Source organism: Acidobacteriota bacterium, assembly GCA_016716715.1.
In the GTDB taxonomy this organism is placed as follows: domain Bacteria; phylum Acidobacteriota; class Thermoanaerobaculia; order UBA5066; family UBA5066; genus Fen-183.
The window spans coordinates 17088-36418 of record JADJVE010000007.1 but is presented as its reverse complement, the minus strand read 5'-3'; the positions used below and the strand labels follow the sequence as shown (position 1 = coordinate 36418).

General features: G+C 68.4%; 22 protein-coding genes. 19 read left to right on the top strand and 3 right to left on the bottom strand.

Annotation, left to right across the window (positions count from 1 at the left end; genetic code table 11):
- Window positions 1–11: 11 nt before the first annotated feature.
- Together IPL89_12355 and IPL89_12350 are read left to right on the top strand one after the other, a co-directional pair.
- Window positions 12–812 (top strand): 3-keto-5-aminohexanoate cleavage protein, encoded by an 801-nt coding sequence (locus IPL89_12355; protein MBK9063968.1) that lies wholly within the window; start codon window positions 12–14, stop codon window positions 810–812.
- Window positions 809–2077, top strand: coding sequence for a glycosyltransferase family 4 protein (locus IPL89_12350; GenBank protein MBK9063967.1), 1269 nt, complete (start codon window positions 809–811; stop codon window positions 2075–2077). The genes IPL89_12355 and IPL89_12350 overlap by 4 nt, the downstream gene beginning before the upstream one ends.
- 29 nt (window positions 2078–2106) lie before the next feature.
- Here the strand turns inward: IPL89_12350 and IPL89_12345 are convergent, their stop codons facing one another.
- Complete coding sequence (locus IPL89_12345; GenBank protein MBK9063966.1) at window positions 2107–2856, bottom strand: META domain-containing protein; 750 nt, start codon at window positions 2854–2856, stop codon at window positions 2107–2109.
- A gap of 143 nt (window positions 2857–2999) precedes the next feature.
- Here IPL89_12345 and IPL89_12340 point away from each other — a divergent pair, with 143 nt between their 5' ends.
- Genes IPL89_12340 through IPL89_12330 form a run of 3 tightly spaced genes read left to right on the top strand, consistent with a single transcriptional unit; the run spans window position 3000 to window position 4549 of the window.
- Window positions 3000–3686, top strand: coding sequence for a copper resistance protein NlpE N-terminal domain-containing protein (locus IPL89_12340; GenBank protein MBK9063965.1), 687 nt, complete (start codon window positions 3000–3002; stop codon window positions 3684–3686).
- A 15-nt stretch (window positions 3687–3701) separates the two neighbouring features.
- Entirely contained in the window at window positions 3702–4148 is a 447-nt protein-coding gene (locus tag IPL89_12335) for a hypothetical protein (GenBank protein MBK9063964.1), read from the top strand.
- Window positions 4149–4204: 56 nt separating this feature from the next.
- The gene (locus IPL89_12330) at window positions 4205–4549 is read left to right on the top strand and encodes a DUF962 domain-containing protein (GenBank protein MBK9063963.1); all 345 of its coding nucleotides are present in this window, start codon (window positions 4205–4207) and stop codon (window positions 4547–4549) included.
- 1001 nt (window positions 4550–5550) lie between these two features.
- Here the strand turns inward: IPL89_12330 and IPL89_12325 are convergent.
- Window positions 5551–6588 carry an IS110 family transposase gene (locus tag IPL89_12325; protein MBK9063962.1) on the bottom strand — a complete coding sequence of 346 codons (1038 nt, stop codon included), beginning with the start codon at window positions 6586–6588 and terminating at the stop codon, window positions 5551–5553.
- Window positions 6589–6869: 281 nt separating this feature from the next.
- Between IPL89_12325 and IPL89_12320 the strand changes: the two genes are divergently transcribed.
- From IPL89_12320 to IPL89_12255, 14 genes are all read left to right on the top strand, one after another.
- Entirely contained in the window at window positions 6870–7274 is a 405-nt protein-coding gene (locus IPL89_12320; protein ID MBK9063961.1) for a VOC family protein, read from the top strand.
- A gap of 195 nt (window positions 7275–7469) precedes the next feature.
- Window positions 7470–7970 (top strand): hypothetical protein, encoded by a 501-nt coding sequence (locus tag IPL89_12315; GenBank protein ID MBK9063960.1) that lies wholly within the window; start codon window positions 7470–7472, stop codon window positions 7968–7970.
- Window positions 7971–7986: 16 nt separating this feature from the next.
- Window positions 7987–8568: a dihydrofolate reductase family protein gene (locus IPL89_12310; protein ID MBK9063959.1), complete on the top strand. Its 582-nt coding sequence runs from the start codon at window positions 7987–7989 to the stop codon at window positions 8566–8568.
- Window positions 8569–8571: 3 nt separating this feature from the next.
- Window positions 8572–8991 carry a DUF1801 domain-containing protein gene (locus tag IPL89_12305; protein MBK9063958.1) on the top strand — a complete coding sequence of 140 codons (420 nt, stop codon included), beginning with the start codon at window positions 8572–8574 and terminating at the stop codon, window positions 8989–8991.
- On the top strand, window positions 8988–9653 hold the full coding sequence (locus tag IPL89_12300; protein MBK9063957.1) for a hypothetical protein: 666 nt from the start codon (window positions 8988–8990) through the stop codon (window positions 9651–9653). The genes IPL89_12305 and IPL89_12300 overlap by 4 nt, the downstream gene beginning before the upstream one ends.
- 8 nt (window positions 9654–9661) lie before the next feature.
- Window positions 9662–10000: a hypothetical protein gene (locus IPL89_12295; GenBank protein MBK9063956.1), complete on the top strand. Its 339-nt coding sequence runs from the start codon at window positions 9662–9664 to the stop codon at window positions 9998–10000.
- Between the two features lie 28 nt (window positions 10001–10028).
- On the top strand, window positions 10029–10556 hold the full coding sequence (locus IPL89_12290) for a hypothetical protein (protein ID MBK9063955.1): 528 nt from the start codon (window positions 10029–10031) through the stop codon (window positions 10554–10556).
- A gap of 9 nt (window positions 10557–10565) precedes the next feature.
- Window positions 10566–10916: an SdpI family protein gene (locus IPL89_12285; protein ID MBK9063954.1), complete on the top strand. Its 351-nt coding sequence runs from the start codon at window positions 10566–10568 to the stop codon at window positions 10914–10916.
- A 50-nt stretch (window positions 10917–10966) separates the two neighbouring features.
- The gene (locus IPL89_12280; protein ID MBK9063953.1) at window positions 10967–12016 is read left to right on the top strand and encodes an NAD(P)-dependent alcohol dehydrogenase; all 1050 of its coding nucleotides are present in this window, start codon (window positions 10967–10969) and stop codon (window positions 12014–12016) included.
- A gap of 20 nt (window positions 12017–12036) precedes the next feature.
- Window positions 12037–12936: a branched-chain amino acid ABC transporter permease gene (locus IPL89_12275; protein ID MBK9063952.1), complete on the top strand. Its 900-nt coding sequence runs from the start codon at window positions 12037–12039 to the stop codon at window positions 12934–12936.
- Window positions 12933–13889, top strand: a complete 957-nt coding sequence (locus IPL89_12270) for a branched-chain amino acid ABC transporter permease (protein MBK9063951.1) — start codon at window positions 12933–12935, stop codon at window positions 13887–13889. Before IPL89_12275 ends, IPL89_12270 begins: the two co-directional genes overlap by 4 nt.
- Complete coding sequence (locus IPL89_12265) at window positions 13879–14619, top strand: ABC transporter ATP-binding protein (GenBank protein MBK9063950.1); 741 nt, start codon at window positions 13879–13881, stop codon at window positions 14617–14619. Before IPL89_12270 ends, IPL89_12265 begins: the two co-directional genes overlap by 11 nt.
- On the top strand, window positions 14616–15335 hold the full coding sequence (locus IPL89_12260) for an ABC transporter ATP-binding protein (GenBank protein ID MBK9063949.1): 720 nt from the start codon (window positions 14616–14618) through the stop codon (window positions 15333–15335). The genes IPL89_12265 and IPL89_12260 overlap by 4 nt, the downstream gene beginning before the upstream one ends.
- Window positions 15322–16935 carry an AMP-binding protein gene (locus IPL89_12255; GenBank protein MBK9063948.1) on the top strand — a complete coding sequence of 538 codons (1614 nt, stop codon included), beginning with the start codon at window positions 15322–15324 and terminating at the stop codon, window positions 16933–16935. The genes IPL89_12260 and IPL89_12255 overlap by 14 nt, the downstream gene beginning before the upstream one ends.
- Here IPL89_12255 and IPL89_12250 read toward each other — a convergent pair.
- Window positions 16932–19325, bottom strand: coding sequence for a S9 family peptidase (locus tag IPL89_12250; protein MBK9063947.1), 2394 nt, complete (start codon window positions 19323–19325; stop codon window positions 16932–16934). The two genes, IPL89_12255 and IPL89_12250, sit on opposite strands and share 4 nt — an antisense overlap.
- Between the last annotated feature and the right edge of the window lie 6 nt (window positions 19326–19331).

Below are 19331 nucleotides of genomic sequence, written 5' to 3'. Positions count from 1 at the left end.
CGCTGACCGGGATGGTCCCCCGGCGCGCCGACAGCCCGCACGTGCCGCTGACGCCCGGGGAGATTGCCGCCGACGCGGCCCGCGGCGCGGCGGCCGGCGCGCGCGTCTTCCACGTGCACGCACGCGAGGCGAACGAGGACCCCTCGCCGCGCGCCGACGTCTTCTCGGACATCGCAGCCCGCCTGAAGGAGGCCGTGCCGGAAGCGATCGTGTGCGTCACGACGAGCGGGCGCACGCACAACACCTTCGAGGCTCGACGCGCCGCCCTCACGCTCGAGGGCAGCCTGAAACCCGAGCTGGCCTCGCTCACGCTCGGCTCCATGAACTTTCCAAAGCAGGCGTCGGTCAATTCGCCGCAGATGATCGAGCAGCTCGCCGGTGAGATGCTGGAGCGCGGCATCGTTCCCGAGCTGGAAGTCTTCGACACGGGCATGCTCGACTACGCGCGCGTGCTGATCGGCCGCGGCGTCCTGAAGCCCCCGTTCGTCTTCAACCTGATTCTCGGCTCCCTCGGGACGCTCGCCGCGACGCCGCTCAACCTCGCGCTCCTCGTCGAGCGCCTGCCGCAGGGCGCGTTCTGGTCGGCCGCCGGCATCGGGCGCTTCCAGTTCCCGATGAACGCGCTCGGTGTCCTGGCCGGCGGGCACGTCCGCACCGGCCTCGAGGACAACCTCTACATGGACGCGGGCAAGAGCGACCCTGCAACCAACGAACGGCTCGTGGCGCGTGTCGCGAACCTCGCGCGCGCGGCCGAGCGCCCCCTCGCGACGTTCGCCGAGGCCCGGGCCCTCATGGGCCTGACGCCGCCGTGACCCCGCCCCGCCTGTTGATGCTCGCGGTCCCCGCCGACCCGGGCATCGTCGGCGGGCAGAGCCTCGTGGTCGAGGAGATCCGGACGCTCCTCGAGGAGCGCGGGTGGCGCGTCCGGACGGCGGACGGCTGGGAGAGCCCGCAGCTCCACTCGCGCCTCAGCCGCGGTCACGCCTTTTCGCCGGCTCTGCGCGCCTGGTTCCACTCCGTTCCCGTCGGCCTGCGGCGGCTGATGTCCCGCATCGCGATGCCCCGCGAGCACTACGTTTCCCTCTCGCGCAACCTGAAGGCCGCCGGGAGTCAGATCCTCGCGGAGGACTTCGACGTCCTGATGGTGCACGCCGACGGCGCGCCCCCGGGCCTGTGCCGGCTCGCAGGAGACCTCGCGGCGGCCAAGGCGCGGCCCTTCGTCGTCGTGAGCATGGGCGCGCTCGCCGACGAGCTGCGCGGGTCCGGCTGGGCGGCCGGCCGCGCCCTTGCGGCCCTCTACCTCGGCGCGAGCCGCGCTCCCGGGATGTTCCGCCCGGTGAAGCCCGCCAGCCTCACGCGGGCCATCTTCGCGAGCAAGGGGTGGCGCGCCGAGGCGGTGCGCGCCGGTTTCCCCGATGCCCGCGCCGAGACGATCTACTTCGGCGTCCCACTGCCTCCGGCCGAGCCGCGGCCGGCGCCGGGCGGCAACCGCATCCTCTGGGTGGGCCGGCTGTCACCCGAGAAGGGCCTGCACCTCCTCCTGCAGGCGCTGCCGGCGCTCCGCGAGCTCCTGCCGGGCGCGACGGTGACCGCGATCGCCGCGCAGGGTTCGCCGGCCTACCGGACGCTGATCGAGAAGCTGGTCCGCGAACTCGGCCTGGACGACGTCGTGACGCTGCGCGGACCGGTTCCGAGGGCGGCGCTCGCAACGGAATACGCCCGGCACGACGCCCTTTTCTTTCACTCTGTTTTCGACGACCCGGTGGCCCTCGTTCTCATGGAAGCATTCGCAGCGGGGCTGCCGGTCGCGAGTTCGGCGGCCGCACCGTCCGCCCGATTGATCAGGCCGGGAGAAACGTGCGCCGCTTACGACGTCCATCGCACCGACTCCGTCGTTCAGGCCCTGCGAGGCGTGCTCGCGGACGAGCCCTTCCGCGCGCGTGTCGCGGCAAACGCCCGGCGCCTCGTGGAAGCCCACTTGTCCATGGACGCGATGGGTGCGGCATTCGACGCGAGCCTGCGGAAATGCCTTCGGCCGGCCGAGCCCCCGATACCAGGGCGAACCCGCCTTCCCTGATAGGGACCAGGCCGTTTGGGCTCGCCTCGCTACTTGGAGGATTTCATCGCCGTCACCGCCAGCGCGCCGTCCGCCGTGCGCAGCTCGAGGCGGTCGCCTTCCACGCGCGCGGAGGCCACCGTCTCGAGCGCCCTCAGGAACAGCTGCTCCTGCTCCATGACGCGCTCGGGTTCGGCGCACATCTTCCGTGTCGTGACGGCGGGCCCGAGGGAGAGCTTTTCCCCCTCCGCCTTGTACGGGACGCTGTAGGGGTTGCAGCCGGCCGAGCCGGCGGCCTTGCCGTCGGCGGAAAACTCCATCGTCAGGTTCGACCCGGCGAGGACGCTCGTGAAGACCTGCTTGCCGTTGTCGTACCCGGTCACCCGCCACGAGGTGCCGGCGAGCGACCGCGGCTGGGGCGCGAACGTCGCGAGGACGGCTCCGTCCGCCGTGAGCTGCAGCCGCCCGGACTCGACTCGATACGCGTTCGCGCGCGTGAGCGCGCCCAGGAACGCCGAGGCCTGGTCCATCAGGTCCTGCGGGCACGCCTTCCGCGTGGACGCGGCGCTGGGGCCGACCTTGAGCGCGCCGGCCGACGCCGTGTACGGAGCCGTGTAGCGGTTGCAACCGTCGCTGCCCAGGGCGCGCGTGCCGTCGAAGCGCAGGGTCACCGTGGAGCCGGTCACGAGCGTCTGCCCGGCCAGGCCGGAAAGCACCCAGCTGCCCTTCAGGCCGGGCGCATCCGCGGCTGCCGCCGGGACCGTCGCGAGCAGAAGAGCACAGAGAAGCGTCCTCGTCATGTTCGTTCCCCTCCGGCGAACGCGCGATGACGGCCCGTTCACCCGTCTGGTATGGTTTTTCGAACGAAGCCCCGGGCTCCCTCGTGAGGTGACGGATGGATTCTAGGAGAACGCCGGCGCGGCGCGCGCTTTCGGCATGCGGGGTGGTCGCGACGCTTCTCCTCGCCGCGCCGCTGCTCCGCGCCGCGCACGCGGGGGGGCCGCCCACGCCCGCAGCCCCCCACGGCCTGCACCTGCCGGCCACGTTCACCGGGGATCTCCCCTGCGCCGACTGCGAGGCGGTCCGCTGGCACCTCGACGTCTGGCCGGACGGCGTCTTCCACCTGCACCGCGAATGGCTCGGCCGCAGCGCCGTTCGCGACGAGATCGGGACGTGGCGTATTGAGAAAGAGCGCAAGGCACTCGTCCTCTCGCGTGGCGGCGAGATGCCGCTGCAGGTCGAGATCACGGGCCCGGACACGCTCCGCGCGCTGGACATCGATGGCAGGCCAATCGTGTCGAGCCTCCCCTACGCCCTGAAGAGCGATGGCACCCTGCGGCCCGCCGACCTCACGCTGAATCTCGCCGGCGAGATGACGTACATGGCGGACGCCGCACGTTTCACCGAGTGCCGCACCTCGCGGTGCTACCCCGTCGCGATGGAAGCCGACTTCGTCGCGATGGAGAGGGGCTACCGGAAAACCGTGAAGGAGCCCGGCGCGAAGCTCTACGTCACGTTCGAGGGCTCGATCCTCGACCGCCCGAAGATGGAGGGTGACGGCGCCGAGCGAACCGTCGTCGTGACGCGCTTCATCAAGGCGTTGCCGGACGAGTGGTGCAAGGGGCGCTGACGGCGGGGAGGCGACATGGGCCAGTTCGACAGCATTTTCGACAGCGCCGTCGGCTGCACGATGCGGCCGGGCACCCGGGGAACGGCCAAGCTCGTTCGCGACTACGGCGACCGCCTGATCTCGGTCCGCTATCGCTACAGCGACACGCCCCCGACCCGCTTCACCACCGTCGAGATCGTCGTGGCCACGGCTCCGTGGAAGGTCTCGCCAAGGCGGAACGTACACGTCGACGTGAAATCGTGGGAGGCGGATCTCAGGGAGAAGATCCGGGCCGTGGGCGGGAAGTGGGTGCCGAAGGCTGCGCGCTGGCGCATGCGGTACGACCGGGCGCTAGGCCTCGGGATCGAGCCCACCCGCATCGCGTTCCTCGGTCCGCATACCCCTAAAAAGTCTACAGATATGGAGACAGAAATATCACTACCTGCACATACATCCGGGCGAAAACCGTGGAAACGTCACTAGATATGGATACCCGGTTGCCGTCTAATACTAGTTAGGCCGCTAAGAGCTGGAGGGGTATGGGCGTCACGGAGTTGCTTCGTTGGCAGTGGGCTGGCTATCCCCGTGTTCACCGCTCGCATACCAATCTCCTAATTCACATCGTCGTAGTGCCGCTCTTTCTCCTCGGGAACGTCAGCCTTGTGGTGGCACTCCTTTCACGCTCATGGTTTCTAGGAGCCGTCTCCCTTGTCATCATGGTCGTCTCAGTGGCCCTGCAGGGGCGCGGCCACAAACAAGAGCAGGTTCCACCCGAGCCCTTCACGGGCCCCACAAATGCCATCTCTCGCATTTTCCTGGAGCAGTGGGTCACGTTTCCACGCTTCGTCCTATCAGGCGAGTGGCTTCGTGCCCTCCGTCAATAGGCTCGCGCTCGGTAGCGCGGGAGCCTAGTAGCCTCCCGGGCGGCACACCCGGCCAGGAGCGGCCTAACACCTCATTGCAGCGGACTCATCGTCAGTCGCTCGCGCTCCTTCCTCTTCGCCGCTGAACTCGATATCGTTAGGCGCCAAGAGACCCCCAGAATGTTCCTCAACGCGTATCTCATTCTCTCTGCCGCACTCATGAGCTCGGCACCCTCGTCTTCGCCCCAGCCTTGCCCGCTCCGCCACATCGTTATCAACCAGTTCGATCGTAACGGGCCCGCGTTCGATGTAACGATCCTGATTTCTGGAAGGGTGAGGTTAGGCACAACCCACCACTGGCGCATTCCCGATGGTCTGTATGAAGGCACGCTCTTGCCCGACGATGCGACTCGCCTGAGGTGCCTCGTCGCCGACCTCAGAGGCCTACTCACGTTCCCGCCGACACAGTGCCCGGGCGAGCCTACATTCGGCTTCTCTTACGCCCCCGGTATCAACACGTCCGAGTGGATTCGACAAACCTGTATTGCCGATCTGCGCAACAGCCCTGTACACACGCTCTATGACTTCTCTTACGAGGCCCTGTGCCGTGCTTGCTGGGAGACCTTTACTCCCTGGCCAAATAACGGGCCCGAGTCGCCTTCTGTACCCTTCACGCGATCCCCTTGCAGCGACTAGCGTGCGGCCTGCCGCCTAACACCTCATTGCAGCGGACTTCCATGAGAAGGCCGGTCGTAGTCAACAGAGGCTGAGATCGCCGGGAGTCCCGAAGCTCGAGTTGTTCGCCGCGCTTCCATTCGCACTCGTGTGGGCCGCGTCGTTTCGGCCTGGTGCATGAGGGGGTCTAGTCCGAGAGGGCGCTGCAATCTCGGCGTCGGTGTTTCCGTCACGGGCCGAAGCCCGTGGGGACCAGAGTCCGCTGCGCAGTTGCCCTGACGGGGCGTTGACTCGAATGGGGATATCACTTTGATCGGATCCTCTTGCTGTTCCCTTTCGCTGGTTGCTTACGCCGCCACGGTCGCGTCCTGGAGTGCACGGGCCTTGCGCAGCGGCTCATAGACTTCCGCGCTCTTCCACAGCCGGTGCAACAGCACGGCCAGCTTTCGTGCGACGGCGATGACGGCCCGCTTTTTCGCGTTGCGTTCTCCACGAGCCGACAACGAAAGGCCGGCTCGCCTGAGATCGCAATCCGGCCCGAATGGGCCGAGGACGTACTGCGCCGACTGAACCAGCAGGCGGCGCAAGAACGCGTCTCCCTCTTTCGTGATGCGCAGCTGCGGGTCGCTCTCCCCGCTCTGGCTTCGCGCCGGCACGAGCCCGAGGTACGGCCCGACGGCCCGGCTCTTACGGAATCGGCCTGGATGCTCGAGCGTCAGGATGTAGGCCAGCGCCACGATCGGGCCCACTCCTCCCACCTGCCTCAAGAGCGCCGTCTCCGGGTACTTCTTCTTCCCCAGCTCGGCGATGCGTTTGTCGAGCTGCAGGATCTGTTTCGACACGGCTTCGATCGTCGCAACGACGCTCGACAACGCTTCGCCGACCTCCTCGGGAATCTCGTCCACGGCCTTTTCCGAGAATGTCCGAGCCGAGCATTTCTTCAGCCGGTGTCCCGTGGCCTTCACCGCTCCTCGGACGTGGTTGACGAGCTGCGTCCGTGTTCTCACCAGCACGTCGCGCGCGCGCAGCACGGCCAGATCCTCTGCGACGCCTTCGGGACGGTGCTCCACGGGGTACAGGAGCTTCGGGTCCAGCCGCGCGATCCTCGCCAGCGCCTCGGCATCCACAGCATCCTGCTTTCCGCGGCTCTGGTAGATCAGTCGGGTCTTTCGCGGGTTGGCCACCAGCACCTCGTGCCCAAATCCTTTCAGACGCCGGCTCACCCACGGCGAATGCGTACCCACCTCCATGGCGATTCGCATTCGTGCCGCTCCTTCGAACCGCTTCCGCATCCCTTCCTGCGTCGTCGGCACCTTGCCCCGCTCGACCACCCTCCCTCCCTCGTCCAGCACACAGATGTGGCTCGTCCGATCCCCCAGGTCCATCCCCGCCGTCCACGCTCCCGTCACCTCGGCCCCATTCCCGGTGCTACGCTTCTTCACGGCCGGTCTCCCTTCTGGGCCTCGAGCCCTTTTTCCCTTGCAGCGGATCTTCCGACTGCGTCGGGGAGACCGGCCTTCTCATCCCATCTCGGCGTCAGTCGCTGCGCTCCTTCCTTCTCGCCGCTGAACTCGATATCGTTGAGGCGGAGACCCCAACAAAGGGAGACACACGGATGTCCAAGTGAGACCCCCCTTGCCTTTCCACGGCCCACCCCGAAGCGGCAATGGCGTTCTACACCACCACATTCCCGGGCTCTGAGATAAAGAACGTCGCCCGCACTGGTAAAGACGGCCCAATCACTTCCGCCGAATTCGTCATCGGTGGTCAGTCCTTCATGGGTTACAACGGCGGCCCGTACTTCAGATTCTCCGAAGGTATCTCGCTCTTTGTCGACTGCGAAGATCAGGAAGAAGTTGACGAGTACTGGAACAAGCTGGTCAGCGCCGGGCGGCCCCCCGTCGCAGTGTGGCCGCTGACCGATCCGGCATTCGGCATCACTTGGCAGTCGCGGCGGGCGTTTCATGGAGCTCATCAGCGACAAGAATCCAAAGAAGGTACAGGGTGTGATGGAAGCGATGATGAAGATGGTAAAGCTGGACGTGGCGGCACTGGAGAGAGCATACGATGACGCATAGCAGACCAAGTCGCCGAAACCTCTCGGCCGATGGGGAATCAACCTGCGACACTGTCTCGTTCGAAGTCTTTGGTGCTGCGCGGCGGCGTGCGGGCTTGCCCCGCGTGACAACCGGTTGCAGCGGACGGTTCGCTGCGCGTCCCGCCGCCGAGCCAGAGCGTTGGGCGGAACTCTTGCAGCACTCCGTACATGAATCTGGAGGAAGAGATGGCGGCCGGCTCCGTTAGCGCGAAGGGCACACCGGAAGCACGCCTTCGGTCCTTCATCGAGAGGTTCGATCCCAGGGACCAGCGGCTCATCCGCTCGGTCCGATCCGCTGTGCGTAAGCGACTGCCAGCTGCCAACGAGCTGGTGTACGACTACGGCACCTCCCTCGTCATCGCGTATTCGCCGACGGATCGCGGCGTGGACTCGATCGTCTCAACCGCCGCGCGTGCCGACGGTGTGCGTCTGTACTTCATGCATGGACCTCAATTGCCCGACCCGAAGAAGCTCCTGATGGGATCGGGTAGGCAGACCCGCTTCATCCGGGTGGAGGCTGCAAAACAGTTGGCGCATCCGGATGTAGAGGCGCTGATCGCCGCTACGATTGACCGGGCCAGTGTTCCGTTGCCTTCCAGGGGTCGTGGCACACTGATCATCAAGTCGACTGCGGCGATGAAACGGCCTCGCCGGAAGCCAGCGAAGTGACGGCGCGGAGACTCAAATGAGAAAGCTCAGAATCATCGAACACATTTCGCTGGACGGCGTGATCCAGCATTCCGTCGACGACGACGATTTCCCCTACAGCGACTGGACCGCGCCCTATCGGACCCCCGCTGGCCGGGATGCAATGCTCGCGGCGTATGGCGGGAGCTTCGATCTGCTGCTGGGCCGTCGCACCTACGACATCTGGTCGGGCTTCTGGCCAAAGGCGCCGAGCAGTCCGATGGCGGACGTCCTCAATGCGGCAAAAAAATATGTCGCGACTCACCGCCCCGAGAGTCTCGAATGGGGCCCGTTCGAGGGCCTTGGACCGGACATCGTCGAGGGCATTCGCCGCATCAAGGCGCAGGACGGCCCGGACCTCGTCCTCTCGGGTAGCTCCACGCTGACATCGCCGCTGCTCGAACAAGGGCTTGCGGATGAAGTCCTGCTGGCCGTCTATCCGGTCCTGTTGGGCACGGGGAAGCGCTTCTTTGCCGAGGGAACCCCGCCACGCTCGTTCGAGCTCGTCAGCACGAAAGCATTCCCGTCCGGCATCAACTTCAGCACCTACAAGATCGCCGGGCCTTTGAAGACCGGATAGCTCATGAAGCAGTCGGGTTCGAGCCAGAACAAGTCGGCATCGGAGCTCATCTCCAAGAGAATCGCCGAACTCGGTGACTGGCGCGGGGAGACCCTCGGCCGAATGCGCAAGCTCATCAGGGAAGCGGACCCGGACGTGGTCGAGGAGTGGAAGTGGATGGGCACTCCGGTCTGGGCGCACGACGGCATCATCTGCACGGGCGAGACCTACAAGAGCGTCGTGAAGCTCACCTTCCACAAGGGCGCGTCCCTGAAGGATCCGGCCCGTCTCTTCAACTCGAGCCTCGACGGAAACGCGCGCCGAGCGATCGACATCCACGAGGGAGAGAAAGTCGACGGGTCCGCCTTCAAAGCGCTCTTTCGCCAGGCGGTTGACCTGAACAGCTCTGGCAAATCGAAGTCCTCGAGGAGAGCGAAGAGATGAACGTCGCCATCATCGCCCTGATCGCCGCCGCAGCCGCGGCGTCGCCAGCGCCGGACGGCGCGGTTCCCGTCGAACAGGAGCCGGAACACAGGACGGTCCTGAAGAACGACTACGTCCAGGCCTTTCGCGTGACCCTCGAGCCCGGAAAGGCCTCCGGGATGCACATCCACGCCCACGACGACGCGGCCGTCCGCCTGAGCAGGGCGACCGTGACGTCGGACAGCCCCGGGATGCCGGCGGGCGCGCCCGAATCCAGGGCTGCCGGCTTCGTGTCGGCGCGGAACAACGAGCCCAAGGCGCTCACGCACCGGGTCAGGAATGTCGGGACCACGCTGTTCGACGTCATCGACGTGCAGATCCTGAAGCGGCCAGCCGGTGCCGCGGCGCCCCCGATCTCGGCGCCCGCGGCGGAAAACCCGCAGATGCGCGTCTACCGCTACGAGCTGGCGCCCGGCGCCGGTTCGGCGCAGCACACCCACGCGCGCCCGTACCTGCTCGTCGCCGCGACCGACATGAACCTGCGCATGACGTCGCCCGATAACGCCTCCATGGCGCATCCGGTCAAGGCCGGCGACCTCCACTGGGTCGAGGCGGCGGTCACGCACACATTCGTCAACGATGGCAAGGAGAGTGGAGTCCTCGTCGAATTCGAACTTAAGTGAGGAGGCAAATGCCCGCATCGAAGACGTCCCTCCGGTTCCCTCTCCCACCCGCCCTGCGCTCGCGCACGCTGAAGATCCTGACGAAGATCGACGGCGACGCCGATCCGACGCGGCACGCGGACGACCTGTGCGCGCTCGTCCTCACGCTCACCGAGTCCGGGATGGACCACTACTTCCTCAAAGCCGTCGCCGACGCGAAGCTGGGCTTCGTCGCGCGGCAGACGGCGAGCCTCGGAGTGTCGGGGGCCGTCCGCGTGATGGCGCCCATCGTCCGGTCCGTCCTCGGCGGCGCCGACGCGGCGCAGCTGAGGGCCGTGTCGAAGCACATCAAGGCCCTCATGGCGTGAGGGACGCCCGATTCGCTAGAGTCGGCGCGTGACCGAGTCCCGGCGCCTCCTGCGGCACTTCCTCGGGGCCCTCGCCTACCGCGCGCAGAAGGCGCTGCGCGGCGCTCCGGCCGGCTTCGGGGAGTTCCGCGCGGGCGTGAACGTCCGGACGCCGCACGAGCTCGTCTGGCACATGACCGGCGTCGTCGGCTACGCGCGGACGATGCTCCACGGGGGCGATTTCGCTCCGCCGCGGCTCGCGACGTTCGAGGACGAGGTCGCCCGCTTCCACGCGACGCTCGAGGCGTTGCGCGACGACTTCACGGATCCCCTGCTCGTGGCCCGGATCTCCGACGAGCAGTTCCTGCAGGGGCCGCTCTCGGACGCGATGACGCACGCCGGCCAGCTCGCGATGCTCCGGCGCCTCGCGGGCGAGCCGGTTCCGTCCGAGAACTTCATCTTCGCGAAGGTGTCCGCCGACAACGTCGGCCCCTTGCAGCCCGAGCCCGCCGCGCCCGACGCCTGGTGGCACCGGGACCAGCCGCCCCAGCCGCCGGGACCGCCGAAGAAGGAGTAGAGGCGTCGAATGACCGTCTTCGAAAAGGGCTTCTTCACGGTCCTAGGGCTCTCGATCGTCCTGATCCTCGTGGCGATTCCGCTCGCGCTCGGGAAGGTGCCGCCCAACGTCGTGTACGGATTCCGGACCCGGGCCACCCTCTCGAGCGAAGAAATCTGGTACGACGCCAACGCGTATTTCGGGCGTCGCCTGATCGTCGCGTGCCTCTGCGGCGTGCTCGCGGCATGGGCGCTCTACGTCCTCAGGCCGTTCCCGCCGGACGTCTTCCTGCCCGTCTCTCTCATCGTTCTCGTCGCGCCCACCCTCGTCGCGGCCGTCGCCACGGCGCGCTACGTCCGGACGCTCGGGCCGCCCCGCTAGACTCTCCATCCGGCCGCCCTCAGGCGGCGTAGAGCCCACAAGGAGAATCCATGTCCTCAACCGTCCGTGCCTTTGGCGCGCCCGCGCCGAACGCCCTTCTCGTCCCGCTCACGATCGACCGCCGCGAGCCCGGCGCCACCGACGTCGAGATCGAGATCCTCTTCTGCGGCGTCTGCCACTCCGACATCCACCAGGTGCGCGACGAATGGGGCAAGGGGATCTACCCCATGGTCCCCGGCCACGAGATCGTCGGACGCGTGTCGCGGACCGGTCCGGGCGTCACGAAGTTCAAGGCCGGAGACCTCGCCGGCGTGGGCTGCTTCGTCGACTCGTGCCTCGCGTGCGACCCCTGCAAGCGCGGCCTCGAGCAGTTCTGCCTCGGCGGCGCCGCGTTCACGTACAACGGCACGGAGATGGACCGCAAGACGCCGACCTATGGCGGCTACTCGCAGCGCGTCGTCGTGAAGGAGCGTTTCGCCGTGAAGGTGCCCGCCGGGCTCGACCTCGCCGCCGCCGCGCCGCTCCTCTGTGCCGGGATCACCACGTACTCGCCGCTGCGCCAGTGGAATTGCAAGCCGGGCGACCGCGTCGGCGTCGTGGGCCTCGGCGGCCTCGGCCACATGGCCGTCAAGCACGCCGCCGCGATGGGCGCCGAGGTCACGATGCTCTCGACGTCGCGGTCGAAGGAAGCCGACGCGAAGCGCCTCGGCGCGCATGCGTTCGAGCTCACCAGCGACAAAGGGACGTTCAAAAAGCTGGCCGGACGGTTCGACCTCATCATCGACACGATCTCCGTCCCGCACGACCTCGACGCCCACCTCGGGATGCTGCGGACGGGCGGCGCCATGGTGGTCGTGGGCGTGCCGCCCGAGCCCGCCCGGATCTCCGCCATGTCCGTCATCTTCGGGAACAAGAAACTGGCGGGCTCCATGATCGGCGGGATCGCCGAGACGCAGGAGATGCTGGACTTCTGCGCCGCGAAGAAGATCACCGCCGACGTGGAAGTCATCCCCGCCGGCAAGATCAACGAGGCCTACGACCGGATGATGAAGAGCGACGTGCGTTACCGCTTCGTGATCGACGCGGCGAGCCTCGCCTAGCCTGCTAATCTCGGGGCCTCTTGCAGGACATTGCCGGGGTCCTCGTCAACACCGTGATCTCCGCGGCGCTGTACGCGACGATGGCGTACGGCCTCGCGGTGATCTACGGGGTGATGCGCATCATCAACCTCGCGCACGCCGGCCTGATGATGCTCGGGGCCTACGCGACGCTCGCGCTCTTTACGCGCTTCGGCCTCGACCCGTTCCTCTCGCTTCTCGTCGTCGGGCCGCTCTTCTTCCTGATCGGAGTCGTCCTCTACCGGCTCGTCGTGCGCCGGCTCCCCCGCTCGGGGTCGACGCCGTCCATGGAGTCTCTCCTGCTGCTCTTCGGCGTCTGGCTCGTCCTCCAGAACCTCGCGTACGTGATCTGGACGGGCGACACGCAGTCCATCCTGACGTCCTACACGATGAAATCGGTGCCCGTGCTGGGCGTGCGGGTGGGCGTGCCGTCGCTGTTCGTATTCGCGGGGAGCGTTCTGTCTCTCGTCTTCCTGAACGTCGTCCTGAAGGCGACGTACCTCGGCAAGGCGATCCGCGCCGTGACGCAGAACCGCGACGCGGCCCTCCTCGCGGGCGTGGACGCGGACCGCATTTCGGCGATGGCGTTCGGCCTCGGGACGGCGTTCGCGGGTGTGGCGGGCGGGATGCTGTCCTCGCTCTATGCCTTCACGCCGGACTTCGGCCGGAGCTTCCTCCTGAAGGCGTTCTGCATCATCGTCCTCGGCGGCATGGAGAGCGTCACCGGCGTCGCGGCCGGGGCGCTCGTCCTCGCGTTCCTCGAGAACGGGCTCGGCTCGTGGACGACGCTGCCGACCTCCCTGCAGGACGCTGCGAGCTTCACGCTCCTCTTCGTCACCCTCGTCGCGTTCCCGCAGGGCCTGCCGGGCCTCGCCGCGCGCGTGAGGGCGGTGTTCAAGTGAAGCGGCTGCCGCTCGCCGCGGGCGCGGCCCTCGCGGTCTGGACGCTGGCGGCGCCCCTCTTCCTCGAGCGCGGCACGCTGAACGACGTCTGGAACCTCGCGTTCGCCGTCATCCTCGCCTCGGCGTGGAACATCCTCGGCGGCTTCGCGGGCCAGGTCTCGCTCGGCTACTCGGCGTTCCTCGGGATCGGCGCGTACACGACGGTCCTTCTGTCGCTGAAGGGGATCAACCCGTTCTGGACGCTGCCGCTCGGCGCCGTCCTCGCGGCGCTGTTCTCGGTCGTGATCGGCCTTCCCGCGTTCCGCCTGCGCGGCCCGTACTTCACGATCGCGACGATTGGCGTCGGCGAGGCCGTCCGCGTGGTCGCCTCGAGCGTCTCGTTCACGGGCGGGTCGAGCGGCCTCAGGATGCCCGCGGGCTCTTTCGACTTCACGCTCAACTACGAGGCCATGGCCGCGCTCGCGATCGTCACGGTCGTCATCGCGGCGCTCGTCAGGAGAAGCGCGTTCGGCCACGCGCTCGCGGCGATCAAGCAGGACATCGACGCCGCCGAGTCGCTCGGCGTCGACTCCACGCGCTTCAAGCTCGGCGCGCACGCCCTGTCGGCCGCGCTCGTCGCCCTCGCGGGGTCGCTCTATGCCATCAACTTCCAGTACATCGCGCCCGGCTCCGTCTTCGACTTCCGGCTGAGCCTCGCCATCGTCCTCGCGCCCATCGTGGGCGGCGTCGGGACCGTGGCGGGGCCCGTCCTGGGGGCGATCGTGTTCTCGACGCTCCAGATCAAGCTGCTCTCCGTTCCCGCGCTCCGCGACTCGTACCTCTTCATCTACGGGGGACTCCTCATCCTCGTGATGCTCTACGAGCCGAAGGGTCTCGTCGGGCTCGCGCGCCGCCTCGTCGCGCGCGTGCGCCGGACGCCCGCTGCCCCGGCGGAGGCCGCGCGTGCCGCCTGAGACGCTCCTCTCCGTCCGCGGCCTCACGAAGCGCTTCGGCGGCCTGACCGCGCTCGACGACGTGTCGTTCGACGTCGCACCCGGCGAGATCTACGGAGTGATCGGACCGAACGGCGCGGGCAAGACGACGCTCTTTTCGTGCCTCGTGGGCGCGCTCGCGCCGACCGCCGGAGAGATCCGCTTCCGCGGCCGGCGCACCGACGGCCTCCCGAACCACGCCGTCGTCCGGCGCGGGCTCGTCAGGACCCACCAGATCGTTCGGCCGTTCCGCGACATGACCGTCGAGGACAACGTCTCGATCGGCGCGCACTTCGGCGCGGGAAGGCGCCGGGGGGGCGACGCGCGGCGGCGCACGGCCGAGGTTCTCGAGCGCACGGGCCTGTCCTCGCGGGCGCGAGATCTCGCGGCCACCCTCCCCATCGGCGACCTCAAGCGCCTCGAGATCGCGCGCGCCCTGGCCGCCGAGCCCGCCTGCCTCTGCCTCGACGAGGTCATGGGCGGCCTCAACCCCTCAGAGATCGTCGCCGCGATGTCCCTCGTGCGGAGCATCCGCGACGCGGGCGTGACCGTTCTCATGATCGAGCACCACGTCCACGCGGTCGCCGGGGTGACGGACCGCATCCTCGTCCTGAACTTCGGCGAGAAGATCGCCGAGGGCCCGCCGCACGGCGTCCTCGCGGACCCGGCCGTCATCTCCGCCTACATCGGCGACGAGGAGGCCGCGTCGTGAGCCTCCTCGCCGTCGAGGAAATCGACGTCTTCTACGGGGACGTGCAGGCCGTCCGCGGCGTGTCGTTCAGCGTGAAGCCGGGCGAGGTCGTGACGCTCATCGGTGCGAACGGCGCGGGGAAGTCCACGACGCTGAAAACCGTGGCCGGCCTCCTCGCCCCGCGCCGGGGCCGTATCGTCTTCGACGGGGCGGACGTCGGCGGCTCTCCGGCCCATGCACTCGCGGCACGGGGCCTCGTCCTCGTCCCGGAAGGCCGCCAGCTGTGGCCGGGGATGTCGGTCCTCGAGAACCTCCGGATGGGCGCCTACCCTCGCGTGGCGCGCGCGAAGGGCGACGCGACGCTCGAGGAGGTCTTCGCGATGTTCCCGGTGCTGAAGCGCCGCATCCACCAGAAGGCCGGAACGCTGTCCGGCGGCGAGCAGCAGATGTGCGCGATCGGCCGCGGCCTCATGGCGCAGCCCCGGCTCCTCCTCCTCGACGAGCCGGCGCTCGGGTTGTCGCCCCTCCTCGTCCGCGAGGTCTTCGCGACGCTGCGCGAGATCCGGGCGCGGGGCGTGACCGTCCTCCTCGTCGAGCAGAACGTGAAACACGCCCTGGCCCTCGCGGACCGGGCGTACGTGATGGAGACCGGCACGATCACGCTTGCGGGGCGTTCGGCAGAGCTCCGCTCGGACCCGGGCGTCCGCGAGCGATATCTCGGGCATGCGTCGGTCTGAAGAGAAGAAAGAGAAGAAGAAGATCTTCTTAGAAGGTGAAGAGGGCATGACCACCGGCGGCGCCCATGATCGACTTCTCGGCTCGCTGACGCGCCGCGCGGCGCATCCGGCTGTCGTGTGGGGCGGCCGCTCTCACTCATTCGAAGAGATGCACCGGTGGGCGAGCGGCTACGCTGCCCACCTGGAGTCCCTCGGCATCCGCCGCGGCGACCGCGTGGCGGTGTTCGCGGAGACGTGCCCCGAGCTGATTGCCGCCTTCATCGGCCACCTCCAGTCCGGCGTCATCCACGTCCCGATCAACACGCGCTACAAGGCCGACGAAGCGCGGCACATCCTCGAGGACTCCGGAGCGGTGGCGGTGCTGATGGGAGCCGAGAGTGAAGAGAGCACCGAGGTTCTAAGAGAGATTCTTAGAATGAAAGAGCTGCCGGGGTTGCGCCACGTGTTTTCCGTGGCCGATGCGTTCCCCGCCACGGGGCCCTCCCCCTCTTCACCTTCTAAGAGAATCTTCTCTTCGGTTCCTCCCCGAAAAGACGAAGACATCGCCACACTCATCTACACGTCGGGCACGACAGGCAAGAGCAAGGGTGTCGCTCTGTCGTACCGAGCCCTTGCCGACAACACGGCGTCCGTGACGGGCCTCTGGCGTTTCGCGCCCGAGGATCGCCTGCTGCTCGCTCTGCCGCTCTTTCACGTCCACGGCCTCGTCCTTGGCGTAACCGGCATGCTCGTCAACGGCCTGACGCTCCTCCTCGAGCCCCGCTTCGATCCTGCGCGCGTCGTCGAGGCTTTCGCGAGGGAGGGCGCCACCGTCTTCATGGGCGTGCCGACGATGTACGTCCGCCTGCTCGAGCACCTCGACGCGCATCCGGAAGCCGCCGCCGCGCTGCGGAAGGCCCGCCTCTTCACGGCCGGCAGCGCTCCCCTGCCCGCGGCCGACTTCGAGGCGTTCCGCGCGAAGACGGGTCACGCGATCCTCGAGCGCTACGGGATGAGCGAGACGCTCTTCACGCTCTCCAACCCCTACGGCGGAGAGCGCCGGCCGGGCACCGTGGGTCGTCCGACGCCGGGTAGCTCGGTGCGCATCGTGGACGACGACGGACGCGACGCCGCCGACGGCGAGCTGGGCGAGATCGTCGTGAAGAGCGACGGGATGATGAGCGCCTACTGGGGCCGGGAGGCCGATACGGCCGCGTCGTTCCGCGACGGCTGGTTCCTCACGGGCGACGTCGCGCGCCGCGCGCCGGATGGATCCGTGACGATCGTGGGTCGCAAATCCGTGGACGTCATCAAGAGCGGCGGCTACAAGATCGCCGCGCGGGAGATCGAGGACGTGCTCCGGCGCCACCCGAAGGTGAAGGACGCCGCGGTCGTCGGCCTCGAGGACCGCGTCTGGGGCCAGCGGATCGCCGCGGCGCTCGTTCTCGCCGACGGCTGCGAGCCCGGCGCGGCCTGCGCCGAGGTGGCGGCCTTCGCGGCGGAGCACCTCGCGGACTACAAGAAGCCGCGCGACGTCGTCGCCCTGCCGGAGCTGCCGCGCAACGCCCTCGGGAAGGTGCAGAAGCACCTCCTTGCGAAGGCGTTCCCGCCGAAGCCCTAGTTCGGCGGAGACGCCGGCTTGTCCGCCGTCCAGCGCGCGCCCCAGTCCAGCATCTCGGCCAGCGTGTGGAGCACGCTCTCGCGCGCCCGGTAACCGTGCCCCTCGAACGGGAGGAGTACGAGGCGCGCAGTGCCGCCGGTGCCCTGGATCGCAACGTAGAGGCGCTCGGACTGGATCGGAAACGTGCCCGAGTTGTTGTCGGCCTCGCCGTGGATCAGAAGCAGCGGCGCCTTGATCTTGTCCGCCACCATGAACGGCGAGAGCTTGAGGTACGTCTCGGGCGCCTCCCAGAGGCTGCGGCGCTCGGTCTGGAAGCCGAACGGCGTGAGCGTGCGGTTGTAGGCGCCGCTGCGCGCGATGCCGGCCGCGAAGAGGTCGCTGTGCGCGAGGAGGTTCGCCGTCATGAACGCGCCGTAGCTGTGGCCCGCGACGACGACCTTCCTCCGGTCCACGACGCCCCGGGCGTCCAGCGCGTCGATCGTCGCCTTCGCGGCGCCCGTGATCTGGTCGACGTACGTGTCGTTCATCTTCTCGGGGTCGCCGACGACGGGCATCGTCGCATCCATGAGGACGGCCCAACCCTGCGTCAGGAAGAAGAGCGGCGAGGCGCCCATGGGCCGCGTGAACGAGTTCGGCGAGGCGCGCACCTGCCCGGCCGTGCCGGCGTCCGAGTACTCCAGCGGATACGCCCACACGAGGCATGGGAGGCGCTTGCCGGCCTCGTAGCCCGCGGGCAGGTAGAGCGTGCCCGAGAGGGCGACGCCGTCGGCGCGCGTGTACTTGAGGATCTCCTTCTTCACGCCGGCGAACTGCGGCGCGGGGTCCTTGAAGTCGGTGAGCTTCGCGCGCGTGTGCTGCGCGAGGTCGACCAGCCAGAGGTTCGGGGGCTCGGACGGGCTCTCGCGCCGGATCACGATCTTCGTCCGGTTCTCCCCGAGGAACCCCACGAAGCGCTCCAGCGCGTCGCCGGACGACTTGAAGAGGCGGCGCGTCTGCCCGCTGGAAAGGTCCACGGCGTCGAGAAACGGCTGGGCGCCGTCCGGCGTCGCGCCCTCGCCGGAGAGGAACGCCACGACGCCTTCCTGCAGGATCGTCCGGCGGCCGCGGCGCGACGTCCCGGTGACGAAACGGCCCGGGTCCTTGTACGCGTCCTGCGCGGACAGGTCGAAGAGGGCGCGCGCCGGCGTGGAGGCGTTGTCGAGGTCGATCACCGACGTCGTCCGCCAGCGGCGGCTGCGGTCGAACTCGGTCACGACCGCCGTTCCCGGCGTCACGGTCCACTCGACGCCCTGCAGCCGGTGGACGAGCTGGCGGACTTCCCGCCCGTCGCCCGCGAAGGGGGCGCGCAGCGTGCGCAGCGATTCGCGGAACGGGACCTTCCGGAGCGGGTCGCCGCCGTCGAGGGCCTCCGTCCAGAAGAGCGAAGCTTCTTCCATGGGCTGCCACTCGACGTGGCGCGGACCCGTCGGGACGCCCTGCCGCGGCGTCTGGTCGGCCAGCGGGAGATCGGCCACGACGCGCAGGACGCGGCCCGCCCCGTCCCAGATCTCCAGGGCGTGGGGGAATTCGCGGTACGGGACGCGGTACGAGAACGGCCGCTTCATCCGCGCCACGAGGAGATACCGCCCGTCCGGAGACGGGTCGAGACGCGTGAAGAGGCCCGGTGCGCCGACGGCCGCGGAGCGCCTCGACGCCACGTCCAGTTTCACGATCTGCGACGTCGCAAAGTGCTCGAAGAGATCCTCGTCCCGCGAGCTCTTCAGGAGGTCCTGGAACGTGGCCGTCGGGGCGGTCTTCCCGGCCGTCTCCTCGATCGCCGGCCCCTGCGGCACCGCGGGCTCGGGCGGCGCCGGCTTGCGATCCTGCGGGACCGCGAGGATCCACAGGGTCTTCCCGTCGTTCGAAAAATGCAGGGCCTCGCCCGCGACGTCGTTCACGCGGACCCCGGCCACGGAGGAGACGGCGCCCGACTTCGTCTCGCCGAGCCACAGCTCCGTCCGGTCGTCGGTATCGCGCGTGAACGCGAACACGTTGCCGTCCGGAGAGAACACGGGCATCCCGATACGCGCGCCCGCGGGGAGGACGACTCGGGTCTTCCGGCCTTCCGGAAGGGAGAGCACCGTGAGGCCGGACGCCGACAGGAGGTGCTGCTGAGCGCCGCGTGCCGGCACGAGTCGCACGCCGGCGAGCCTGAGGAACGGCTCGGCGACGACGGAGAGGGGCGGGTTCTGCTCGATCTCGACGAGGAGAGCCGCATCGCCGACGGGGCTCAGCCGCGCCTGCGGCGGGCCGGGGGCGTCGAGCATCTGAACGACTTCCTTCGGGGGCAGCTTGTAGGAGGTCGCAGAGGTCGCGGGCGGGGCTGAAAAGAGGACCGCCGCGGCGGCCATGAGAAC

Bases quoted from the DNA above. Each gene is read 5' to 3' on its own strand.
- IPL89_12355 (MBK9063968.1), top strand. From the start codon at position 12: ATGGTCCCCCGGCGCGCCGACAGCCCGCACGTGCCGCTGACGCCCGGG.
- IPL89_12345 (MBK9063966.1), bottom strand. From the start codon at position 2,856: ATGACGAGGACGCTTCTCTGTGCTCTTCTGCTCGCGACGGTCCCGGCG.
- IPL89_12335 (MBK9063964.1), top strand. From the start codon at position 3,702: ATGGGCCAGTTCGACAGCATTTTCGACAGCGCCGTCGGCTGCACGATG.
- IPL89_12330 (MBK9063963.1), top strand. From the start codon at position 4,205: ATGGGCGTCACGGAGTTGCTTCGTTGGCAGTGGGCTGGCTATCCCCGT.
- IPL89_12325 (MBK9063962.1), bottom strand. From the start codon at position 6,588: ATGGACCTGGGGGATCGGACGAGCCACATCTGTGTGCTGGACGAGGGA.
- IPL89_12320 (MBK9063961.1), top strand. From the start codon at position 6,870: ATGGCGTTCTACACCACCACATTCCCGGGCTCTGAGATAAAGAACGTC.
- IPL89_12315 (MBK9063960.1), top strand. From the start codon at position 7,470: ATGAATCTGGAGGAAGAGATGGCGGCCGGCTCCGTTAGCGCGAAGGGC.
- IPL89_12310 (MBK9063959.1), top strand. From the start codon at position 7,987: ATGAGAAAGCTCAGAATCATCGAACACATTTCGCTGGACGGCGTGATC.
- IPL89_12305 (MBK9063958.1), top strand. From the start codon at position 8,572: ATGAAGCAGTCGGGTTCGAGCCAGAACAAGTCGGCATCGGAGCTCATC.
- IPL89_12300 (MBK9063957.1), top strand. From the start codon at position 8,988: ATGAACGTCGCCATCATCGCCCTGATCGCCGCCGCAGCCGCGGCGTCG.
- IPL89_12295 (MBK9063956.1), top strand. From the start codon at position 9,662: ATGCCCGCATCGAAGACGTCCCTCCGGTTCCCTCTCCCACCCGCCCTG.
- IPL89_12285 (MBK9063954.1), top strand. From the start codon at position 10,566: ATGACCGTCTTCGAAAAGGGCTTCTTCACGGTCCTAGGGCTCTCGATC.
- IPL89_12280 (MBK9063953.1), top strand. From the start codon at position 10,967: ATGTCCTCAACCGTCCGTGCCTTTGGCGCGCCCGCGCCGAACGCCCTT.
- IPL89_12255 (MBK9063948.1), top strand. From the start codon at position 15,322: ATGCGTCGGTCTGAAGAGAAGAAAGAGAAGAAGAAGATCTTCTTAGAA.
- IPL89_12250 (MBK9063947.1), bottom strand. From the start codon at position 19,325: ATGGCCGCCGCGGCGGTCCTCTTTTCAGCCCCGCCCGCGACCTCTGCG.